The organism is Amycolatopsis sp. lyj-90 (assembly GCF_046549035.1).
GTDB lineage: Bacteria > Actinomycetota > Actinomycetes > Mycobacteriales > Pseudonocardiaceae > Amycolatopsis.
Window position 1 is genome coordinate 1 of the sequence record NZ_JAJPWP010000001.1, and the last position, 19,497, is coordinate 19,497.

Annotated in this window: 20 protein-coding genes; 12 read left to right on the top strand and 8 right to left on the bottom strand. The window is 69.4% G+C overall.

What is annotated here, in order from left to right:
- Positions 1-157 precede the first annotated feature (157 nt).
- Complete coding sequence (locus ACLJPX_RS00005) at positions 158-553, bottom strand: DUF5313 domain-containing protein (protein ID WP_410598098.1); 396 nt, start codon at positions 551-553, stop codon at positions 158-160.
- A gap of 115 nt (positions 554-668) precedes the next feature.
- On the opposite strand from ACLJPX_RS00005, the gene ACLJPX_RS00010 reads away from it, so the two are divergent.
- Together ACLJPX_RS00010 and ACLJPX_RS00015 are read left to right on the top strand one after the other, a co-directional pair.
- Positions 669-1,112, top strand: coding sequence for a MarR family winged helix-turn-helix transcriptional regulator (locus ACLJPX_RS00010; protein WP_101613097.1), 444 nt, complete (start codon positions 669-671; stop codon positions 1,110-1,112).
- A gap of 100 nt (positions 1,113-1,212) precedes the next feature.
- Entirely contained in the window at positions 1,213-1,644 is a 432-nt protein-coding gene (locus ACLJPX_RS00015) for a DUF6292 family protein (RefSeq protein WP_101606922.1), read from the top strand.
- On the opposite strand, the gene ACLJPX_RS00020 is transcribed toward ACLJPX_RS00015, so the two are convergent.
- Together ACLJPX_RS00020 and ACLJPX_RS00025 are read right to left on the bottom strand one after the other, a co-directional pair.
- Positions 1,645-2,157 (bottom strand): YceI family protein, encoded by a 513-nt coding sequence (locus ACLJPX_RS00020; RefSeq protein WP_410598099.1) that lies wholly within the window; start codon positions 2,155-2,157, stop codon positions 1,645-1,647. It abuts the gene before it with no gap.
- Complete coding sequence (locus ACLJPX_RS00025) at positions 2,154-2,750, bottom strand: hypothetical protein (RefSeq protein ID WP_410598100.1); 597 nt, start codon at positions 2,748-2,750, stop codon at positions 2,154-2,156. The genes ACLJPX_RS00020 and ACLJPX_RS00025 overlap by 4 nt, the downstream gene beginning before the upstream one ends.
- 113 nt (positions 2,751-2,863) lie before the next feature.
- Here ACLJPX_RS00025 and ACLJPX_RS00030 point away from each other — a divergent pair, with 113 nt between their 5' ends.
- The gene (locus tag ACLJPX_RS00030; protein WP_410598101.1) at positions 2,864-5,590 is read left to right on the top strand and encodes an ATP-binding protein; all 2,727 of its coding nucleotides are present in this window, start codon (positions 2,864-2,866) and stop codon (positions 5,588-5,590) included.
- On the opposite strand, the gene ACLJPX_RS00035 is transcribed toward ACLJPX_RS00030, so the two are convergent.
- Positions 5,580-6,326: a thioesterase II family protein gene (locus ACLJPX_RS00035; protein WP_410598102.1), complete on the bottom strand. Its 747-nt coding sequence runs from the start codon at positions 6,324-6,326 to the stop codon at positions 5,580-5,582. The genes ACLJPX_RS00030 and ACLJPX_RS00035 overlap by 11 nt on opposite strands.
- Before the next feature lie 159 nt (positions 6,327-6,485).
- Between ACLJPX_RS00035 and ACLJPX_RS00040 the strand changes: the two genes are divergently transcribed.
- Complete coding sequence (locus tag ACLJPX_RS00040) at positions 6,486-7,376, top strand: TIGR03854 family LLM class F420-dependent oxidoreductase (protein WP_410598103.1); 891 nt, start codon at positions 6,486-6,488, stop codon at positions 7,374-7,376.
- A gap of 19 nt (positions 7,377-7,395) precedes the next feature.
- On the opposite strand, the gene ACLJPX_RS00045 is transcribed toward ACLJPX_RS00040, so the two are convergent.
- Positions 7,396-8,916 (bottom strand): MDR family MFS transporter, encoded by a 1,521-nt coding sequence (locus ACLJPX_RS00045; protein WP_410598104.1) that lies wholly within the window; start codon positions 8,914-8,916, stop codon positions 7,396-7,398.
- Positions 8,917-9,027: 111 nt separating this feature from the next.
- Here ACLJPX_RS00045 and ACLJPX_RS00050 point away from each other — a divergent pair, with 111 nt between their 5' ends.
- Genes ACLJPX_RS00050 through ligD form a run of 3 tightly spaced genes read left to right on the top strand, consistent with a single transcriptional unit; the run spans position 9,028 to position 12,302 of the window.
- On the top strand, positions 9,028-10,179 hold the full coding sequence (locus ACLJPX_RS00050; RefSeq protein WP_410598105.1) for a DUF1015 family protein: 1,152 nt from the start codon (positions 9,028-9,030) through the stop codon (positions 10,177-10,179).
- A 39-nt stretch (positions 10,180-10,218) separates the two neighbouring features.
- On the top strand, positions 10,219-11,298 hold the full coding sequence (locus ACLJPX_RS00055) for an ATP-dependent DNA ligase (protein WP_410598106.1): 1,080 nt from the start codon (positions 10,219-10,221) through the stop codon (positions 11,296-11,298).
- Positions 11,295-12,302 carry a non-homologous end-joining DNA ligase gene (gene ligD / locus ACLJPX_RS00060; RefSeq protein ID WP_410598107.1) on the top strand — a complete coding sequence of 336 codons (1,008 nt, stop codon included), beginning with the start codon at positions 11,295-11,297 and terminating at the stop codon, positions 12,300-12,302. The genes ACLJPX_RS00055 and ligD overlap by 4 nt, the downstream gene beginning before the upstream one ends.
- A gap of 57 nt (positions 12,303-12,359) precedes the next feature.
- Here the strand turns inward: ligD and ACLJPX_RS00065 are convergent, their stop codons facing one another.
- Together ACLJPX_RS00065 and ACLJPX_RS00070 are read right to left on the bottom strand one after the other, a co-directional pair.
- Positions 12,360-12,626, bottom strand: coding sequence for a hypothetical protein (locus ACLJPX_RS00065; protein WP_101613101.1), 267 nt, complete (start codon positions 12,624-12,626; stop codon positions 12,360-12,362).
- 119 nt (positions 12,627-12,745) lie between these two features.
- Positions 12,746-13,762: a CobW family GTP-binding protein gene (locus ACLJPX_RS00070; RefSeq protein WP_410598108.1), complete on the bottom strand. Its 1,017-nt coding sequence runs from the start codon at positions 13,760-13,762 to the stop codon at positions 12,746-12,748.
- Positions 13,763-14,150: 388 nt separating this feature from the next.
- On the opposite strand from ACLJPX_RS00070, the gene ACLJPX_RS00075 reads away from it, so the two are divergent.
- From ACLJPX_RS00075 to ACLJPX_RS00090, 4 genes are all read left to right on the top strand, one after another.
- Entirely contained in the window at positions 14,151-15,359 is a 1,209-nt protein-coding gene (locus ACLJPX_RS00075; protein ID WP_410598109.1) for a nitric oxide synthase oxygenase, read from the top strand.
- Positions 15,360-15,447: 88 nt separating this feature from the next.
- Positions 15,448-15,954 (top strand): flavodoxin domain-containing protein, encoded by a 507-nt coding sequence (locus tag ACLJPX_RS00080; protein WP_168214289.1) that lies wholly within the window; start codon positions 15,448-15,450, stop codon positions 15,952-15,954.
- A 39-nt stretch (positions 15,955-15,993) separates the two neighbouring features.
- Complete coding sequence (locus ACLJPX_RS00085) at positions 15,994-16,263, top strand: DUF1905 domain-containing protein (protein WP_101606931.1); 270 nt, start codon at positions 15,994-15,996, stop codon at positions 16,261-16,263.
- Entirely contained in the window at positions 16,264-16,734 is a 471-nt protein-coding gene (locus tag ACLJPX_RS00090; protein WP_410598110.1) for a hypothetical protein, read from the top strand.
- Between the two features lie 471 nt (positions 16,735-17,205).
- On the opposite strand, the gene ACLJPX_RS00095 is transcribed toward ACLJPX_RS00090, so the two are convergent.
- Positions 17,206-18,693 carry a sialidase family protein gene (locus ACLJPX_RS00095; RefSeq protein WP_410598111.1) on the bottom strand — a complete coding sequence of 496 codons (1,488 nt, stop codon included), beginning with the start codon at positions 18,691-18,693 and terminating at the stop codon, positions 17,206-17,208.
- A gap of 177 nt (positions 18,694-18,870) precedes the next feature.
- On the opposite strand from ACLJPX_RS00095, the gene ACLJPX_RS00100 reads away from it, so the two are divergent.
- Positions 18,871-19,464: a hypothetical protein gene (locus tag ACLJPX_RS00100; RefSeq protein ID WP_410598112.1), complete on the top strand. Its 594-nt coding sequence runs from the start codon at positions 18,871-18,873 to the stop codon at positions 19,462-19,464.
- The last annotated feature ends 33 nt before the right edge of the window (positions 19,465-19,497 follow it).

Genomic DNA, 19,497 nt, shown 5'->3' on the forward strand with positions numbered 1-19,497 from the left:
TGATCACGCTGGACAGTTCTTTCACAAGCCAGCAAGGCAGTGGCTTTCTGAGTCACCACGCGACCAAGACCGGACCCTAACCACACAACAAGCGGTCACACCAACCCTGACACTGAGTGGCTTTCGCGACACCGCGACCGGCACGTCGCGAGCGAGGTCAGGAGTTCGGCGAGCGGTAGCGCGCGAGATATCGCTCGGTGATATCCGCCTCCGCGACCGCGATGGCCTCGGCGCGGGTCCGGCGGCCGGTGCCCGGCGGGAAGCCGTTCTTGGCGAGCCGGTGCTCGATGCTCTCCTCCATGTAGGCCATCGAGTAGAAGTACGCCACGAGCGCGGCCATCAGCACGATCGCCAGCCGCAGGGGGAGCGGGCCGGGCAGGAGCAGCCACACCGCGCACAGCGGGGCGATCATCACCGTGCTGCGGGCGACGTGCCGCCAGCGCCAGCTTCCGGTGGTCGCGTCGTGGAGGATCCAGTCGTGGTAGCGCTCGGGCAGCCTGCCGCCGAGTGAGTACCACAGCCAGCGGAACACATCCGGGCGCATGCGGGGCATCGGACGACTCCCTTCCTTCGATGTTCGCCACAGTACACTAACGGTTAGTACGCTAATCATTAGTGTCGTGCACGCCACGGCTAGGATCGGCGGCATGAACTCGGAAGGGCCGGAGATGAAGTCGATCGATCTGGGCGAGGACCCGCTCGCGCTGGAACGTCAGGTGTGTTTCGCGCTGTCGGTCGCGTCGCGCAGTGTCATCGCCATCTACCGTCCGCTGCTGGAGCCGCACGGGCTCACCCATCCGCAGTACCTCGTCATGCTGGCGCTGTGGGAGCGGGGACCACAGGCGGTGAAGGACCTGAGTGTCGCTCTGCGCGCCGAGCCCGCGACGCTGTCACCGCTGCTCAAGCGACTGGAGGCGATCGGTTACGTCACTCGCCGGCGTAGTGCCGAGGACGAGCGGCTGCTGACGGTCGAGCTGACGGAATCGGGTCGCGCGTTGCGCGCGGAGGCCGAGAAGATCCCGTACCGCGTAGTGGAGAAGCTCGGCATGGAGGTCTCCGAGCTGGAGGCGCTGCACAAAGCACTGACCCGCGTCATCGAGGCCACGGCTTGAGCGAACCGAAACCGGGGTGTGACGAAATGAGGGTGTGAAGCCGCGCCCGGGTGGGTAATTCCCGTCACGCCAACTCAAGATGACAGGAAGCTGAGGGACCGTGACCACCTCGACCCCCGCCCCCACGGAAGCAGGTCTGGATCTCATGACCAGGCTGAACGCCTATCTGGAGGACGTGGCATCGGCGCTGGGGATACGGATGGATTCGTGCACGGCCGACCTCACCGGCCCGGTCACCGCCCGGATGAGGCTGAACTGGCGCCTTCCCGGCTTCCCCGAACGTGACGTCGATCTGCTGTGGCACGAGGAGCACGGCTGGTCGGCCGCGGTCGCGACGCACGCCGGCGACGAGCACCACGTCGTCGTCGCCTATCTCGGCGGACGGTCGGCCGCGTCGCCGCCGCGGCTGGTCGCGCGGTTCGCCGAGACCCTGCGCACCGGCGACCACCAGGACTGCTGGCCCGGTCCGCCGACGTTGCGCACCGCCGGCGGACCGTCCGCACTGGCCAAGGAGCTCTCCGCCTGGGCCTGATCAGCCAGGCGGGGCGAGGGCCACGTCGAGCGCGATCGCGATCTCCCGGCCGATCAGGAACCTCGGCGCGCGGAGACCGATCGCCTGCCGGTCGAAGACGCCCCGGGCACGCACCCGCCAGGTGCCGTCGCCGTTGTCTTCCGGCCCGGTCGCGGTCAGCGTGAGCGAGCATGACTCGCCGCGTGCGCCGAGGGTGCCTTCGACCGACCACTCGCCGGGGCCGCCTTCGATCCGGTCCGCCGCGAAGGTCAGCACAGGATGCGCGTCGATCGCGAGCAGACCGGGTTTGCGCAGGTCGGCGTCGCGTTTGGCGTGCCCGGTGTCGATCCGGTCGAGGTTCAGCGCCGCTTCCACCGCGGTGACACCGCTCGCGGAGACCTTCACCGAGCCCAGACTGACCGGGATCGAGCCGTGGACCTCGCGGAATCCGAAGTTCCGGACGGTGAACGCGGCCGAGGTCTTCTCGGCGAGCACGGTCCAGGTACCGGTGCGCGAGGACGTCCCGGCGGTCATCGCGGCTCACCCACCAGGCCGTGTGCGGGCAGGGACGTGTGGAGCACGCGGTGGACGTCGACCCGGTCCGGGCCGGGGAGCAGCGCGGGATCCTCACCGGGCAGCAGCTCCGTGCTCATCACCGCCTTCTGGACGGCTTCCAACGCCTCGATCGACTCGGTGAAGCCGAGCACGAGGCTGGACCGGTCTTCGGCGGTCAGGACGTAGAACCCGCCGACCCCGTCGAGCTTCCGGACGGCGGGCCAGATCCGTTCACGTCCGCCGAAGTCGGCGGCGTCGGCCTCGGCCTGGGTGAGCGGGCGGTCGAACCAGGTCGCCTGCGCGATCCGGGGTTCGGCCGCGCCGCTTTCGACGTCGGAGACCTCGTACACGCGAGCGTCGGACGTGCCGGGAGTGCGGCGGTCGGCGGCGGCGAGCGCGGACCCGCGGTCGCGCCACAGCACGACGACGAGCCCGGTCGTCCCGCCGACCTGGGCGAGGGTGCAGGTGCCCGGAGAACCGGTGCCGGGGTGCAGCTCGGCGGCGAGGGCGTGGCCCCAGCCGTCGGACTCGTCGGCGTGCGAACGCCGGAACTGGTGGACGGTGGCGTACATGGGCTTTCCTTTCCCGTCGGACGCCCTCGACTCTGCGCCGGCGGAGGCCCCCGGACATCAGTGCCAGTACGCAGAGGGATACGGAATCGGGCCCGGAGAGCGATACTCCTTCCGTGAACCGGGAACCGTTCGTGGGCCGGGCGGGCGAACTGGCGACCCTGCGCGGCAGGCTCGCCGACGCCGCCGCGGGCTCCGGCGGGCTCGTGCTCGTCTCCGGGCCGCCCGGGATCGGCAAGACCCGCCTGGTCGAGGAGGCGACGGCCTCGGCGTCCGGAGTCGTCTGGGGGCGGTGCGCCGACGACCCGGGCGCGCCGCCGCTGTGGCCGTGGCGGCGGGTCGTCGAGGCGCTGCCGTCGGTCGATTCGGCCGTGACGGCCGCGTTCGCCGAGACCGAGGGTGCCGCCGACGTCCAAGCGGCACGCTTCCGGCTGGTGGCGGCCGCGGCCGACGCGCTGGTGGCCGCCGCGGAGCCGTCGGGCCTGGTCGTCGTCCTCGAAGACCTCCACTGGGCCGACGAGGCTTCCTTGCGCCTGCTGCGGCATTTGGCGGGCGAGTTGCGGCGCTCGAAGCTGGCCGTGATCGCGACGCATCGGGACACCGGGCACACCCCCGCGCTGGACGCCGCCCTGCCGGATCTCTTGCGCCGCCCTGGCGCGCGGAGCATCTCATTGCCGCCGCTGGCCGAGCCCGACGTCCGGGTGCTGCTCGCCGAACTGGCGGGATCGCCGCCCGCCGAGGGAGACGTCCGCGAGGCGCATCGCCGCTCCGGCGGGAATCCGCTCTATCTCGGTGCGATCGCGCGTTCGGCGGGCAGGTCGGAACTCGGGCACCTCGTGCGCGCCGCGGTGGCGGCTCTGGAGCCCGGAGTGCGGCGGCTGATCGCCATCGCGGCGGTCCTCGGCGAGGACGTCGACGCCCCCGTGCTGGCGGAGGTGTCCGGTCTTCCGCTCGGAGACGTCGTCGATGGACTCGACCAAGCCGTCCAGGCCGGGGTGCTGGGTTCCGGCCGGTTCGCGCACGCCGTCGTCCGTGACGGTGTCTACGCGGATTTGGGCCAAGGTGAGCGGGAAGCGTTGCACGGCCGGGCCGCGGCCGCGCTCGAGGAACGCGCCCGGCGTGATCCCGCCTTGGCCGGGACCGTCGCGGGGCATTGGCTGCGCTCGGCGTCCGCGCCGGAGAAGACGGCGGAGTGGGCGGCGCTCGCGGCCGCCGAAGCGAACCGGGCGCTGGCCTTCGACGAAGCGGCGCGGTTCCTGGCGATCGCGTTGGACGCGCGCGCGAAGGCCGGACTGTCCGAAGTGGACCGTGGCGGGTTGCTGCTCGATCTCGCCGTCGCCGAATACCGGACCGGCCGGTTCGCGCGCAGTCTCGACCACGCCCGGCGTGCCGCCGATGCCGGTCTGGTCGCCCGCGCGGCGCTGGTGGTCCGCGACGTCGCGGCGCCGGATCTCCTGCCGGGCATCCGCGATCTCGCCGCCCGCGCGCTCGCCGCGGACGGGGTCGACAAGGCGACGCGGGCCCGCCTGCTGGCGCACAGCGCGTCGGTGGAAGCCGACTACGGCCGGTTCGCCGAAGCGGGGAAGCTCGCCGACGAGGCTTTCGCGCTCGCTGAAGAGGACGGTGATCCCGAGGCGCTGGTCGACACCGTCCGCGCGCGGATGAAGGTCGCCCCGGAGACCCTGCCGCCGGCCGAGCGGCTGCGCCTCGGGGCACTCGCGGCCGAACTGGGCGCGCGGACCGGGCAGCCGCTGGTTTCCTTGTGGGGCCACAAATGGCGGATCGACGCCGCGCTGGAGGACGGGCGGATGGCGCTCGTCGACGACGAACTCGTCGCGGTGACGACGCTGGCGCGGCTGACCAGGCTGCCGCTGGTCCGCTGGCACGATCTGCGGCTGCGCAGTTCGGTGCTGGCGTTGCGGGGAGATCTGGCCGAGGCGCGCGAACTCGACTTCGAGGCGGAGGAACTGGCGGACACCGAACTCGCGGACGACTTCTCCGCGAAAGGGATGTCCTACGCGTTCCGTACCCAGCTCGTGTTGCTCACGGGGGATCCTCGCGACCTGCGTGGGGACTACGCGGCTTTGCTCGACCGGGCCCCGCATCTGCCGGTCACGCTGGTTTCACGGCCGTTGCTGAGCCTGATCACGGGCAACATCGACGAGGCGAGGGTCCGGTACGAGCAACTGGTGCCCTTGGTGCGGAGCCCGGAGTTCGCACTGCACACGACCGGCGCGCTGCCCAACCTCGTGCCGCTGGTCGAGGCCTTCGGTGACGTCGAGATGGCGGAGTACCTGTTGCGGCGCCTCGAAGAGGTGCGGCCGATCGTGTCTGGCGGCGCCGGCGTCTTCTGCACCGGTTCGACCCTGGAACAGCCCGCGCGGCTCAACGCCCTTCTCGGCCGCCACGACGAGGCGGTGCGGCTGTACGAGCAGACCATCGCCGTCAACGAAAGCATCGGCGCCCGGCCGGGTGTCGCTTCGGCGAGGCTGCTGCTCGCCGAAGTCCTGGTCGCCCAGGGCGATCTCGTTCGTGCGCAAGGGATCGCGCGCGAAGCTCTCGACGAGTTCCGTCGGCTGGTGATGCCGGGCCCACTCGCGCGGGCCACGGCACTGCTCGACCGGATCCGCGCCGGACGCCGCGCCGCCGACCCGCTCACCGGCCGGGAACGCGAGATCGTCGTCCTGCTCGCCGACGCGCTGAGCAACCGCCGGATCGCCGAGAAGCTCGTGCTTTCCGAACGCACGGTGGAAAGCCACGTCCGGAGCATCCTGGCGAAACTGGGGCTGGCGAACCGGACCGAGGTCGTCGCGTGGGCGAACAGGGAAGGCGTCAGGGACTGACGGTCAGCTTGCCGAGGACGCGGGCCACGATGGCGTCCAGATGGTCGTCGAGGAAGAAATGCCCGCCCTCGAACACCTCCGTCTCGAAGGTGCCGGTGGTGTGCTCGCGCCAGTTTTCGAGATCGGGCACGTCCAGGACCGGGTCCGCGTCGCCGGCGAGCGCCACGATCGGGCAGCTCACGTCGGGGCCCGGCCGGTAGCGGTAGGTCTCGACGGCCTTGTAGTCGCCGCGCAGCGCGGGCAACGCGAGGGCGCGGATGTCCGGGTCGTCGAGGATCATCGCGGCCGTGCCGCCGAGACGGCTGACCTCGGCCAGGAACGTGGCGTCGTCGGCGAGATGGTGCATTTTCTCCTTGTGCAGGTCCGGCCCGCGGCGGGCCGAGACGAACAGCGCCGCCGGAACCAGGCCGCGCGCTTCGAGCAGCCGGGCGACCTCGAACGCGACGATGGCGCCCATGCTGTGGCCGAAGAGGGCGAAGGGCTTCGGGAGCGCGGCGACGACGTCCACCAGCTGCTCGGAGAGGGCGTGCAGATCGTCGATGACCGGCTCGCCCATGCGGTCCTGCCGTCCCGGGTACTGGGCGGTGTGCACCTCGAGGGTGGGGGAGAGGGCCGCCGCGAGCGGGCGATACGCGCTCGCCGAGCCACCGGCGTGCGGGAAGACGACGAGCCGCGTCTCGGCCGCCGGTGCCGGGTGGAAGCATCGCGTCCAGCCGCGTAGAGCCTGCCCTGCCATCGAAAAATCCCCCAATCCGTGCGGGAACGGCCCGCACAACACTGGAATGTACGGGGGATTCGCGGGGCGAGTCCATGCTTGTGCGGGGTTGTTCACGCCGGGGCCGGGTGGGAACACTGGACACCGGCCCGCATCCAGGGCCCGCGGAAGGGAGCGAGTGTGGCGGAGGACCTGAAGATCAGGGTCGGCGCGGGATTGGGGACCGGGACGGCGCCCGAGGAGTTCGGTGCCGCTGTCGACCTGCTGGAGCAGGCGGGCATCGATTCGCTCTGGCTGCCCGAGGCGGTGTACTCGCCCAGGATCGACCCGGTCGTCGGGCTGACGCACGCGCTCGCCCGCACCTCGAAACTGAAGGTCGGCACGGGCGTGATGGTGCTGCCCGGCCGCGACCCGGTGCTGGTCGCCAAACAACTCGCCTCCCTCGCCGCGCTCGCACCGAAAAGGGTCCTCCCGGTCTTCGGCCTGAAGCCCGCGCGCGACGCGGAACTGCCGCTGTTCCCGGTGCCGCCCGGCCGCCGCGCCGCGGTGTTCGACGAGTCGTTGCTCCTGATCAAGGCGCTGCTGGAACAGGAAGAGGTGACCTTCGAGGGCGAGTTCTTCCGGGTCGAGGGCGTGGGGCTCGGCATGCGCCCGCTGAAACGGCTCGACCTCTGGCTCGGCGGGAAGGCACCCGGCGCGCTGCGGCGGATCGGCAGGCTCGCGGACGGCTGGCTGGCCAGCTTCCTGACACCGGAGGAGGCGCGCGCGGGCCGCGAGGCGATCCAGGAGGCCGCCGCCGAGGCGGACCGGGAGGTCGAGGCCGACCACTTCGGGATCAGCCTCATCGTCGCCGAGGACGGGATCCCGGACGCGCTCGCGGCCTCGGTCGCGGCACGGTCCGACGCGGATCCGTCGCGGCTGATCGCGGGCAGCTGGAGCGACGCCCGCGACCTGATCGCCGAGTACATCGACGCCGGGCTGAGCAAGTTCGTGCTCTACCCGGCCGGGCCGGAGCCGATCGAGCGGTTCGTGGAGAACTTCGTCGAGCACGCCGTCCCGATGCAGAACTAGCCGGGGGCCTTCACGTACTTCAGTCGAACTTCAGCTCTTCGGTCCGCCGCGGCATCAGCAGCAGCGCGCCGACGCTGAGCACGGCGACCACCAGCATCGCCAGGAAGACGTGGTGCGTGGCGTCCGCGAGGGCGCCGCGCACGAACGTCGTCGTCGGGGTGTCCGGGCCATGGCCCTCCAGGACGACGCTGGTCGCGTCGACGCCCGACGGCAGGCCGACGACCCCGGCGGGCGGGTTCGCGAAGCGGTTCGCGAGGGTGGCGTTCGCGATCGCGCCGAACATCGCCACGCCGACCGCGCTGCCCAGCGAGCGGCTGAACATGTTGGTCGCGGTGACGACCCCGCGGCGTTCCCAGCCGATGGTGGACTGCACGGCGATCAGCGTCGGGCTCGACGCCAGGCCCAGCCCGATCCCTAGGACGAACGCGGCCGCGGCCGCCAGCCAGATCGACGAACCCGACGCCAGGAACACCGTGAGCGCCGCGCCCGCGATGACGATCCCGCTGCCGATCAGCGCGGTGTCCCGGAACCCGATCCGCATGTAGATCCGGCCCGCCAGCGACGCCGAGATCGGCCAGCCGACGGTCAGCGCCGCCAGCGCGAATCCGGCGACGAGCGCGCCGGTGCCGAGCACACCCTGCGAGAAGGTCGGCAGGTACGAGGTGAGGCCCATCAGCAGCATGCCGACGACGACGGCGACCAGGTTCCCGCCGATCAGCGTCCGTTTGGTGAAGATCCACAGCGGCAGGACCGGTTCTTCGGCCTTGCGTTCCACGAACACGAACGACACCAGCAGCACCACCGCGCCGGCGAAGATCCCCAGGCTCGGTGCGGACGCCCAGCCCCAAGCCACCCCGCCTTCCAGCAGGCCGAGGATCAGCAGCGAGCAGCCGAGGGTGAGCAGCGTGGCGCCGAGGTAGTCGATGCGGTGCGAGCGGCGTTCGACGCGCTCGCGGAAGTTCCGGTGCAGCATCCACGCCGCCAGCGCGCCGAGTGGCAGGTTGATGAAGAAGATCCAGCGCCAGTCGAGGTACTCGGCGAACACGCCGCCCAGTGTCGGGCCGATCACCGACGAGATGGCCCACACGCTGGCGAGGTAGCCTTGCACCCTGGCGCGTTCCTCGACGGTGTACATGTCGCCGACCATGGTCAGCGCGATCGGCTGGATGGCGCCCGCGCCGATGCCCTGCACCGCGCGGGCGGCGATCAGCACCGGCATGCTCCAGGCCGCGCCGCAGAGCACCGAGCCCAGCAGGAACGCCGCGATCCCGAAGAACATCACCGGCCGCCTGCCGAGCACGTCGGCGAACTTGCCGTACAGCGGCACGGTGACCGCCTGGGTCAGCAGGTAGATCGAGAACAGCCACGGGAACTGCGAGAACCCGCCCAGGTCCGCGACCACCGACGGAACCGCCGTCGCGATGATGGTCGAGTCCAGGGCGATCAGGCCGGAGCACAGCATCACGGCGATCAGGACGGGGCCGCGTGCGGAGCGGAAACCGACCCCTTCCTTCGCGGTGACCGGGGCCGGGGTGGTCATCTGTGGCGGTCTCCTCGGGCTCATGAAGGGCGTCAACTGCTTCGCATGGGTAAGCATTCCATGGAGACACCCGGTCATGGGATCGATTTGTTCCGTGAGGTTTCCCGCAAAATGGGTCGGATGAGCACTTGGATCCGCCCGATCGACCGTGGCTGGGTTGTCCGCGACACCGTCCCGGGGCCCGACGTCGACGAGTTCGCCGACCCGGACCGGGTCGTCGCCGCGCTCGCGGAGGCGCGAGGTGACACCCTGCTGGCGGTCCAGCATCCGGCCAGAACCCCGGCCGCGCTGGCGGGCGGCCTCTCGATCGAGGCTGCGCTGCCGCAGGCCAGGGCGACGTTCGAGCGTATCCGCGAACGGCACTACCGTCCGGTCACCGCCGTCGTCGCGCCGTACCGCATCGACGGGCCGGACGGCGTCGCGCTGGGTGTGCTGTGCCTGGTCGACCCCGCCGCGGTCCGGGACGACGGGGTGACGCGGGTCCGGCACACCGAGGACGTCTATCCGGACGTCGTCGCGGAGCGTGCCGCGATGCTCGCCGGACTCGGGGTCGCCACGAGCGCCGCCATGCTGGTGCCCGCGACCGGTGGCCGTGAGCTGACCGCGCTGATCGAACGGACCTGCCGGGGGCAGGTGCCCACGCTGTCCACAGTGGACGGCGTGGGCCGCAAACACCAGCTGTGGCTCACCGGTCCCGGCGACGGCCAGTCCGAGCTGCTGGCGGCCCTGGACGAGATGGATCTCCTGGTCGCGGACGGAAACCACCGCGTCGCGGCCGCCGCGGAGTCGGGGCGCGGCGCGCTACTGGCGCTGGTCACCGGGGGACCGGGACTGCGGATCGGGCCCATCCACCGGGCGCTCACCGGCACCGGCCTCGACGCGGGCACGCTGGTCCGGCGATGGACCGAGGCGGGGTTCGACGTGCACCCCGGCAGTCCGGATCCGCCCGCCGAGGCCGGTGAGGTGACCGTGCTGGCGGGAGCGTCGGCATTCCGGGTCGTGCTCGGCAAGGCGGGTCTCGACCACGCCCTGGTCGAGCAGGAGCTGCTCCGCGGGGCGCTCGGCGTCGATCCGGAAGGGCCGAACCTGCGGCCGCTGCTGCCGGGAGCCCCGGTGCCCGAAGACGCGGACGCGGTGTTGCTGCTGGCCCCGGTCCCGTACGCGGAGGTACTTGCCGTGCACGCGGCAGGGGCGCGGATGCCGAGGAAGGCCACTTATTTCACGCCGAAACCACGCAGCGGATTGTTGCTGGCGGAGCTCTGACGTCGCGCTTTTGTCGGTGGACCGGCCTAGGATCACCTCGTGGAACTGCCCGTGATGCCGCCTGTGAAGCCGATGCTGGCCAAGGCCGTGCACGAATTGCCGCGCACGCCGGGGCTGCTGTACGAGCCGAAGTGGGACGGCTTCCGCTGCGTGGTCTTCCGCGACGGTGACGAGGTCGTCCTGGGCTCGCGCAACGACAGGCCACTGACGAGGTACTTCCCCGAGCTGGTCGGCCTGCTCAAGGAGGCGCTGCCCGAGCGCTGCGTCGTCGACGGCGAGATCGTGCTGGTCACCGAGGGCGGGCTCGACTTCGAGGCGCTCCAGCTTCGCCTGCACCCGGCGGCGTCCCGGGTGAACAAACTGGCCGAGGAGACACCGACGAGTTTCGTGGTGTTCGACCTGCTCGCCCTCGAAGACCGGGATCTGACGCCGGAGCCGTTCGGGGAGCGGCGGAAGCTGCTCGAAAGCGTCGTCGACACGAAGTTCGCCCGGGTGCACCTCACCCCGCTGTCCGAGGATCCCGACGTCGCGCAGGACTGGTTCACCCGCTTCGAGGGCGCGGGTTTCGACGGGGTGATGGCCAAACCCGCCGACGCACCGTACGAACAGGACAAGCGGGTGATGTGGAAGGTCAAGCATCAGCGGACCGCGGACTGCGTCGTCGTCGGGTTCCGGTGGCACAAGGACGGGGTGGGCGTCGGTTCGCTGCTGCTCGGGCTCTACAACGACGAGGGCGTCCTGCACCACGTGGGCGTCGCGAGCAGCTTCACCGCCGCGAGGCGTCGTGAACTGGTGGACGAACTCGCGCCACTGCGGGAAAACGCACTGGAGAACCACCCCTGGCGCTCGTGGGCCGAGGCCCACGAGGAGGCGGGCGGCCGCATGCCCGGTGCGGGCAGCCGGTGGGCGCCTCAAAAGGATCTGAGCTGGGAGCCGCTCCGCGTCGAATGGGTCGCCGAGGTCCGCTACGAGCACGTCGAGGGCACGCGGTTCCGCCACGGTGGCAGGCTCGTGCGGTTCCGCCCCGACCGCGAGCCGGAGTCCTGCACGTACGCGCAACTCGAAGAGGTTCCGCCCGCCGAGCTGGCCACGTTGTTCACCGAGCTGGGGGAAACATGAAGTCGGAACCGGTCACGCTGGACCTCGAAGGCGTCGAGTTCACGGTCTCCAATCCCGGCAAGGTCTACTTCCCGGAGAACGGCGAGACCAAATTGGACCTCGTCGAGTACTACCGCGCGGTTTCGGTGCCGCTGCTGGCGCAGCTCGGCGGACGGCCCTTGCTGCTGGAGCGCTATCCCGACGGCGCGGGCGGGAAGTCGTGGTTCCAGAAGCGGGTCCCGAAGAACGCGCCGGACTGGCTGACCACGACGGTGGTGTCCACTCCGAACGGCACCACGTCGGACGCGCTCGTGGCGAAAGACCTCGCGCACGTCATCTGGGCGGTGAACCAGGGCTGCCTCGGGTTCCACGTCTGGCCGAACCGGGCCGACGCGCCGGACATCAGCGACCAGCTGCGCGTCGACCTCGATCCGTCGCCCGGGATCGGGTTCCCCGAACTGAGGCACGGCGCGGTCCTGACGAAGGCGTTGCTCGAAGAGCTCGGCATCACCGCGCAGCTGAAGACGTCGGGCTCGCGCGGCCTGCATCTTTACGTGCCACTGGAGCCGAAGTGGGACGCGTACCAGGTCCGCGCGGCCGCCGTCGCGCTCGCCCGCGAACTCGAGCGCCGTCATCCGGAGGAGATGACGGCGCAGTGGTGGAAGGAAGAGCGCGGCTCCCGGGTGTTCGTCGACTTCAACCAGAACGCGCCGCACAAGACGGTGTTCGGCGCGTGGTGCGTGCGGCCGCGTGTCGGCGGGCAGGTTTCGACGCCGATCGGCTGGGACGAACTGGAGACCGTCGAGCCGGACAAGCTCACGCTGTCCACCGTTCCCGCTCGGTTCGCCGAACGCGGGGACCCTTGGGAGGAAACGAAACCGCAGTCGATCGCGCCACTGCTGGAAATGTCCGAAAAGGACATGGAGAACGGGCTCATGGACGCGCCTTGGCCGCCGGTCTACCCGAAGATGCCGAACGAGCCGCCCCGGGTCGCTCCCAGCAGGGCCAAGAAAGAGAGCAATTAGTCCTCTAGTTGCGGTAATTGCGCGTCGCAAGTACCGCAACTAGAGGACGAAACGCGGTCAGAGCGGTAGGTCGAAGGCGAGTTGCGTGTTCGCGGCCGGCTCGGCCTTGCGGGTGGAGCGGTGGCCCGGCAGCGTCGCGGCGCACCTCGGGCACGGCGCGACGTCGGTGGTGGTGAGATCCACCGGCGTCCACATCCGGGATTCCTTGTCCCCGCAGGCGGAACGCCGGTAGCGAAGGTCTTCGGAGCGGGTCATCAGGTGCGCGGCGGGAGAATCCTCCGGCAGCGCGCCGACCAGGTACCAGCGTCCGGCGGTGTTCGTCATGGAACTGTCCTCCCGATACAGGTGGTCCAGCTCGAGATTCCTTCCGGAAAACAGTGTCAAGCAGACGCGCCGCGATTCCCGGTATTTCGGCCTTCGGCGTGTCTGTCTTGTCGGTCTTGTCAGTCCTGAATGAAACGCAGGACGCGCAGCATGCCCCGCTCGTCCACGACGTCGGAACCCTCCGAGACGCATTCCTCGAGACGCGCGGTGACGGCCTCGGTGTCGATTCCGGAGCCGATCAGCACCAGTTCGCTCCGCCGCGGACCGCCGGACGGCCACGCCGACCGTTCCAGCTGGATGAACGAGCCCACCGTGTGCAGCCCGAACCGGGACCGCGGGCCGTTCGGGCCGAAGTCGAGGAAACCCTTGATCCGGTAGAGCCCGCCGGGGCGCTGTTCGAGGAAGTCCATCAGCCGTCGCGGGTCCAGCGGGCGCTCGGCGGTGAAGGCGAGGCTGTCGTACGCGGTGTGGAAGTGGTGCTCGTGGTCGTGCTCCTCCTCGCGGAGGTCGTCGAACGACATCTGCCCGGCCCGGTCGCGCGGCCGGGCGTCGAAGAAGAGGGTGGGGTCGATCCGGCCGTGGGAGGTCGCGATGACCGGGGTGCCGGGCGCGATCTCGTCGATCGTGCCGCGCAGCTTGGACAGGGCGTCCTCATCGGCGCGGTCGGTCTTGTTGAGCACGACGAGGTCGGCGAACCCGAGGTGCTCGTCCAGTTCCGGGTGCCGCTTCCTGGTCGCCTCGAACTCGGCCGCGTCGACGAGTTCGACCAGGCCGCCGTAGGCGATGGCGGGGTTCTCGCTGGCGATCATCAGGCGGATGAGGTCACGCGGTTCGGCGAGGCCGCTGGCTTCGATCACGATGACGTCGATGCCCGCCTCGGCCTCGGACAGCTTGGCGAGCATGGCGTCGAGACCGCTCGCGTCGACGGCGCAGCACAGGCAGCCGTTCCCGAACGACATCATGGTGTCGACCTGGCCGGAGACGGCCATCGCGTCGACCGCGATGCTCCCGAAGTCGTTGACCACGACACCGATCCGCGCGCCCTGGCGGTTCGCCAGCAGGTGGTTGAGCAGGGTGGTCTTCCCGGAGCCGAGGAAGCCCGCGACCAGGATGACCGGAATCCGCCTGTCCACCACGAGCCTTCCTTTCCACCGGAGATCACCGCACTCTAGCGACGGCGGGCACGGGTCAATACACCGGGACCGGGAAAGAGGAGAAGACCTCGTGAAAGAATACGCTCGAAAGAGTGAAGAATAACTTCTGATAGAACGATCATAAGGTGATCTTGCGACGTGTGATCATTTCTCCGGATCCCATTCCGTGAATATCCCGCGAAGTCGCACTCAATTCCAAATGTTGTCGTCATCAAGCTTTCTACCTGCTGAAATGTCATCCATGGTGGAGCTTCTGCCATTTGGTGGATCGGGCTCGTCTTTCTGTGGGGTATCGTCTTTCGTCTGGTCCGGACCCGGCCGTCTCGCCGCTCAGACGTGATCCTCCGGGCATTTCCGAGTGCAGGAGGAAATGGTGATCGTTCCCGCCGCCGGTGCCGGCGTCGAATTCGGAGAGTGGGAGGCCGAAGTATCGACGGCCTCCATGCGGGTGACGGATATCCCCCGCTTGCCTCCGGAAGTGAGGCCGCGGGGACGGAGCGTGGACCTGGCCGAGGCGGAGGACTTCCTCCGGCTCTTCCACACCGAGACAGAGGCCGGGGAGACGCGGCTGCGCGAACGGCTGGACGGGGTCCGCGCCGAGATCGACGAGACCGGCACGTACCGGCACACCACCGGCGAACTGGAGTTCGGCGCCCGGGTGGCCTGGCGGAACTCCGCGCGCTGTATCGGCAGGCTCTACTGGCAGGGATTGAAGGTGCGGGACCGCCGTGACGTCGCGGGCGCCGCCGCCATCGCCGACGAGTGCGTCACCCATTTGCGCGAGGCGACCCGGGGCGGCCGGATCCGTTCGACCATCACCGTGTTCGCGCCGGACGGCCCCGCCGGGCCCGGTCCGAAGATCCACAACGACCAGCTCATCCGCTACGCGGGCTATCGGCTCAGTGACGGCTCGGTGCTGGGCGATCCGCGCCACGCCGACTTCACCGAGACCGTCCGGGAGCACGGGTGGCGCCCGCCCGAGCGCAAAGGCTCGTTCGACGTCCTCCCGCTGCTCATCGAGTCCGAGCCGGGGGAGCGGCGCCTGTTCCGGCTGCCGTCGGACGCCGTGCTGGAGGTCCCGCTGTCACATCCCGACCACCGCTGGTTCGCCGGGCTCGGGCTGCGCTGGCACGCGGTACCGGCGATCAGCAACATGCGGCTGGTCATCGGCGGGATCACCTACCCCGCGGCCCCGTTCAACGGCTGGTACCTCGCCACCGAGGTCGGCGCGCGCAACCTGGCCGACACCGACCGCTACGACCTGCTGCCGGTGATCGCGGACCTGATGGGCCTGTCGACGGCGTCGGAGCGCACCCTGTGGCGTGACCGCACGCTGGTCGAACTGACGCTGGCCGTCCAGCACTCCTTCGACGCGGCGGGCGTGACCGTCGCCGACCATCACTCCGAATCGCGGCGGTTTCTCACGCATATCGCCAAGGAAGAACACGCGGGCCGCCGTTGTCAGGCTGAGTGGAGCTGGATCGTCCCGCCGCTGTCCGGCGGGCAGACCGCGGTGTTCCACCGCTACTACGACGAACCCGACCCGGCCGCGAGGCCGGCCTTCCTGCCTCCCGGGTAACGCCCCGACGGGTGAAGAGGTGAGCCGAATGCGGCGTGTCGATGTGCCGGACGGTGGCACGGGTTGCGGCCGCGCGGACAATGGAGGCATGACCGCAGTGCTCGTCGCCCATGCCGGCCGGTCCGGCGGGACAAGGGAGATCGCCGAGGTGATCGTCGCCGAGCTGCGCGAGAGCGGTCTGACGGCCGATCTGCTGGACGCCGCCGAGGTCGAGGACGTCGAACCGTACGGCGCGGTGATCTTGGGGAGCGCGCTGCACCACCGGCGATGGCGGCCGGAAGCGGTGCGCCTGCTCACCGAACACGAGGAAGCGCTCCGGAACCGCCCGGTCTGGCTGTTCCACAGCGGGCCCTGCGGACCGCTCGCCGCGGGCAAACGGGTCAGCCTGCCCGCAGGAGTCGCGCTGCTGGCCGCACGGATCGACGCCGAGCGCACGGCCACCTTCGGCGGCAAGCTCACGCCCGCCACCGCGAGCGGTTTGTTCTGGAAGATCATGGCGATGGGCCCCTGGGCCGGAGACTTCCGGGACTGGCCGTCGATCCGGGCCTGGGCACGCGATGTCGGCCGACGCGTGCGTATTCGCGTCACCCTTTGACAGCACAGTTTCATAAGTGTCCTGTTGTAGGGTGTTTGCATGGACAAAAAGTTCACCGCGAAGCTGCTCAAGAGCCCGGAAAAGGGCGGCTGGACGTACGTGATCATGCCCGGCTCCGCCGAGTACTTCGGCACCAAAGGGCTGGTGAAGGTGCGCGGCACCATCGACGGACATCCGTTCCGGAGTTCGTTCATGGCACTCGGCGACGGCACCCACAAACTCCCGGTGAAGGCCGACGTGCGCAAGGCGATCGGCAAGGGAGAGGGTGACACGGTCGACGTCGTCCTGCTCGAACGGTTAGAGGGCTGAGTGGTCGCGGACTGGAAGCCTTCCCCGGTCATCAAGATCTACGAGGCGCTCGGCGCGGTGGCCGACGGGCGGGTCGAGGTCGACGGTGACACGGCGCGTGTCGCGTCGTCGGACAAGGCGAAGACGTACGACGTCCGCCACGATCCGGCCGCGGGCTCGATCACGGCCAACGACAACGGGTCCTACTGGCAGGGATACCTCGGATACCCGGGTATCGCGTACTTGATGGTGCGGGGCGTGCTGACCTACGACAGCGGCCTCGCCGTCGAGCTGGCGGGCGTGCCGTGGAAAGAACTCGCGACCAAGTACCGCAACGACTGGGCGAAGGTCGAGAAGCACGTCCGCGACGACCTGACCGGCCGGGGCGTGGACCTGGACCGGTTCGACGCCGGGCTCGCGGAGATTTCGGAACAGCTGGAAAAGCTGGCGCTCACCAAGCTTTCTCCACGGTTGCGCCCGCCCAAGTCGTGAGTGGTAAGGACGGTTCTGGTGGACCGGTGTTTGCCTACCCACTGGATCCTGATGCCATCTCGGTGAGCTTGTGGGGCTTTGTTCTGGATGCCGGTAGGCGAGTGGGGAAGATTTGAGACGTTCAACGTCCCAAATCCTCCCCACTCGACTGCCGTCCGCGAGGTTGTGGGGTGGCACGGTCTTGATCAACGGAGGATCGGGGACACTCAACGTCCCCGATCCTCCGTTGATCAAGTACCAAGACCGGAGCGACCCCTCGACGATGAAGGAATCGGGACGCTCAACGTCCCAATTCCTTCATCATCAAACATCCTCCACACTCGAACGTGCTGCGGTGAGATTCCGGTGTCATCGAACTCCGAGACCTGAGCGATCCCCTCGACTCCCGCACACCATCTTCGCCCTGGTCACGCGTAGGTAGGCGAATACCGGTCCGCTCTAACCGTCCTTACCACTCACGAGACCCAGTGCTCAGCCGCAGTGTTCCGAAGGGCTGTCGTACTTCGTCCCGCCCGCGGAACCGCCCCACTTCACGCATTTGTCCGCCGCGGCCGCCCGCACCGGACCGGCGAACCACGAGAACGACCCGGAGTCGGTGAGCCGGGCCGACCCCTGGACCTCGAGGTAGGCCGACGTCGCGGTCGCGGTGCCCGCGGACGCGCTCTTCATCGTGCTGACGCAGTTCTGTCCGTTGGAAGCGTTGTAGGACAGGTAAACCGTGCCCGTCGTGCCGAGCGGCGCCGAGTCGATCACGCCGTATCCGCTGCCGCACGCCGGGGCGCCGAGCGTCGCCTCGGTGACGGTCGAGAAGCGGATGGTCTCGTTGGCGTTGCCCGCCGGGCCCGCTTCGTAGAGCACGCCGACCGAACCCGACGACAGCTGGACCATGTCGGAGTACGCGGCATCGCCGCTCCACACCAGCGTTCCGGCGGAGTTGCCCTGCCAGTTCGCGCCTTCGTCGAACGACGAGCGCACGACGAGTTCCTTGCGGCGGTCGCAGACCGACGGCGCGGCGAACAGGATCCGGTTGTACTTGCCCGCCTTGTCGGTCGCGGTCATCCGCGCGGTCGAGGCCTGCACGACCGGGGTGATCAGGTCCTCTTCGAAGGTGAACTTGGTCGAGAAGCTCGCGCCGCCGTCGGAACTGAGGGCGTACGCGCGGTTCTTCGCGCCGCCGCTCAGGCACTTGTCGCCGTTGTTGGCCTGGTTGCGCGCCGCGGCGTAGACCCGGCCGTCGAGCAGTTCGGTGACGCTGATCTCCTGCGGGTTCAAGGTCGCCGCCGGGCTGTCGGTGGCGCCGCGTTTCCAGGTGACACCCTGATCGTCGCTGTAGATGAGCGCGCCGCTGTTCTTGCCGCCGGTGGTGTAGCTCATCCCGGCGACGATCCGGCCGGCGTGCGCGCCGCGTGTCAGCACGATGCCGTGCGACGGGCCGGTCGCGAGCCACTCCGGCGCGGTGGCGAACCCGAGTTGCGTGGTGAGCACCTTGGGCGCGGCCCAGGTCTTGCCGTGGTCGTCGCTGATCGAGACGCGCGGAATCCGGTTGCAGTCGGGGTTCTTGACGCATTCCATCACCGAGAGCAGCACGATCCGCCCGGTGGAGGGGATCACGATCGGCGTCGGGTTTCCTTTGGTGTCACCGAAACCTTCGATGACGACCTTCGAGGCGCTCCAGCTCTTCCCGTTGTCGGCCGAGCGTTTCACGACGAGATCGATGTCGCCGCGGTCGTTGCAGAAGCTGGCACCGCCCTTGCGGGCCTCGGCGAACGCGAGCAGTTCGCCGTTGTTCGCCTTGACGACGGCGGGGATTCTGAAACAGTCGTAACCTTCTGTTTTCTCTTTGTACACCACCGTGTTCCCCACGGCGGCGGTCGCGGCCGGCGCGGCGGGGGAGGCGCCGACCGCCGCGATGGCGACGAGGGCCACGAAAAGGCCCTGTGCGACGCGAGAGATCTTCACGAGAATGCTCCGTCCTGGATCGTGTTCCGGGTGACGGGACATCAGAGTCCTTCCCGGTCGTACAAGGCGCGTACAACCCGGTTTCGCGTTCTGTGTCAGGTGACGCAGAACGAGAGGCCGTTCCCTGTCAAAGTTCCTTCAGCCGGCCACGGCGCGACATCGGAAGGGGAGGGCCGCATGAAGGTGATCGATGCCGAGGGGCGTCAGTGGGAGATCATTCGCCGTTTCGCGCCGTGGCGCCGGTGGGTTCAGCCGTTCGCGTTCCTCAAGGGTGGTTACCGGCATTACAAGATCACCGCGGACTGGACGCTGTATCTCAAGGACCTGCCCAACGACGATCCCGAGGACGGGCCCGTGAACAAGGCGGCCGTCGGACTGCTCGGCGTGCTGGTCTTCCTGGAAGCGCTCGTCGAGATCCCGTTCTATCTGCTCTTCGGGCTGCTGCTGGTGCCGGTCCGGTGGCTGGAGATGCTGGCGCAGGGCGTCGCGGGGTCCGTCGCGCAGGCCGTCCGGTGGTTCCGGAAGGCACCCGAGCGGGTCGATGTCGCCGGTTGGAACAAGGATCGGACCGGCCTGGTCTCGCTGGCGATCCTCAAGGTCCACCGTGACCTCGCCGACCCGTTGGCCACCGAACTGCGCGCCCTGTTCCGTGACCGGATCATGTTCGATCCGGGTGATCCCGCGGTGCGTGCGGTACTCACCCGCTTCGACGTGCGAGTGGAGAAGCACCGCACCCTGCTCCGCCGCCGGACTGCCGCGATCGCCACCTGACGGCGGGCGATCTGTGCCAGGATCCGGTCACCG

Coding starts and splice junctions, on each gene's coding strand:
- ligD (WP_410598107.1), top strand. CDS start 11,295: ATGAAGTCGGAACCGGTCACGCTGGACCTCGAAGGCGTCGAGTTCACG.
- ACLJPX_RS00085 (WP_101606931.1), top strand. CDS start 15,994: ATGGACAAAAAGTTCACCGCGAAGCTGCTCAAGAGCCCGGAAAAGGGC.
- ACLJPX_RS00020 (WP_410598099.1), bottom strand. CDS start 2,157: ATGACCGCCGGGACGTCCTCGCGCACCGGTACCTGGACCGTGCTCGCC.
- ACLJPX_RS00010 (WP_101613097.1), top strand. CDS start 669: ATGAAGTCGATCGATCTGGGCGAGGACCCGCTCGCGCTGGAACGTCAG.
- ACLJPX_RS00005 (WP_410598098.1), bottom strand. CDS start 553: ATGCCCCGCATGCGCCCGGATGTGTTCCGCTGGCTGTGGTACTCACTC.
- ACLJPX_RS00045 (WP_410598104.1), bottom strand. CDS start 8,916: ATGACCACCCCGGCCCCGGTCACCGCGAAGGAAGGGGTCGGTTTCCGC.
- ACLJPX_RS00080 (WP_168214289.1), top strand. CDS start 15,448: ATGACCGCAGTGCTCGTCGCCCATGCCGGCCGGTCCGGCGGGACAAGG.
- ACLJPX_RS00025 (WP_410598100.1), bottom strand. CDS start 2,750: ATGTACGCCACCGTCCACCAGTTCCGGCGTTCGCACGCCGACGAGTCC.
- ACLJPX_RS00100 (WP_410598112.1), top strand. CDS start 18,871: ATGAAGGTGATCGATGCCGAGGGGCGTCAGTGGGAGATCATTCGCCGT.
- ACLJPX_RS00050 (WP_410598105.1), top strand. CDS start 9,028: ATGGGTCGGATGAGCACTTGGATCCGCCCGATCGACCGTGGCTGGGTT.
- ACLJPX_RS00035 (WP_410598102.1), bottom strand. CDS start 6,326: ATGGCAGGGCAGGCTCTACGCGGCTGGACGCGATGCTTCCACCCGGCA.
- ACLJPX_RS00075 (WP_410598109.1), top strand. CDS start 14,151: ATGGTGATCGTTCCCGCCGCCGGTGCCGGCGTCGAATTCGGAGAGTGG.
- ACLJPX_RS00065 (WP_101613101.1), bottom strand. CDS start 12,626: ATGACGAACACCGCCGGACGCTGGTACCTGGTCGGCGCGCTGCCGGAG.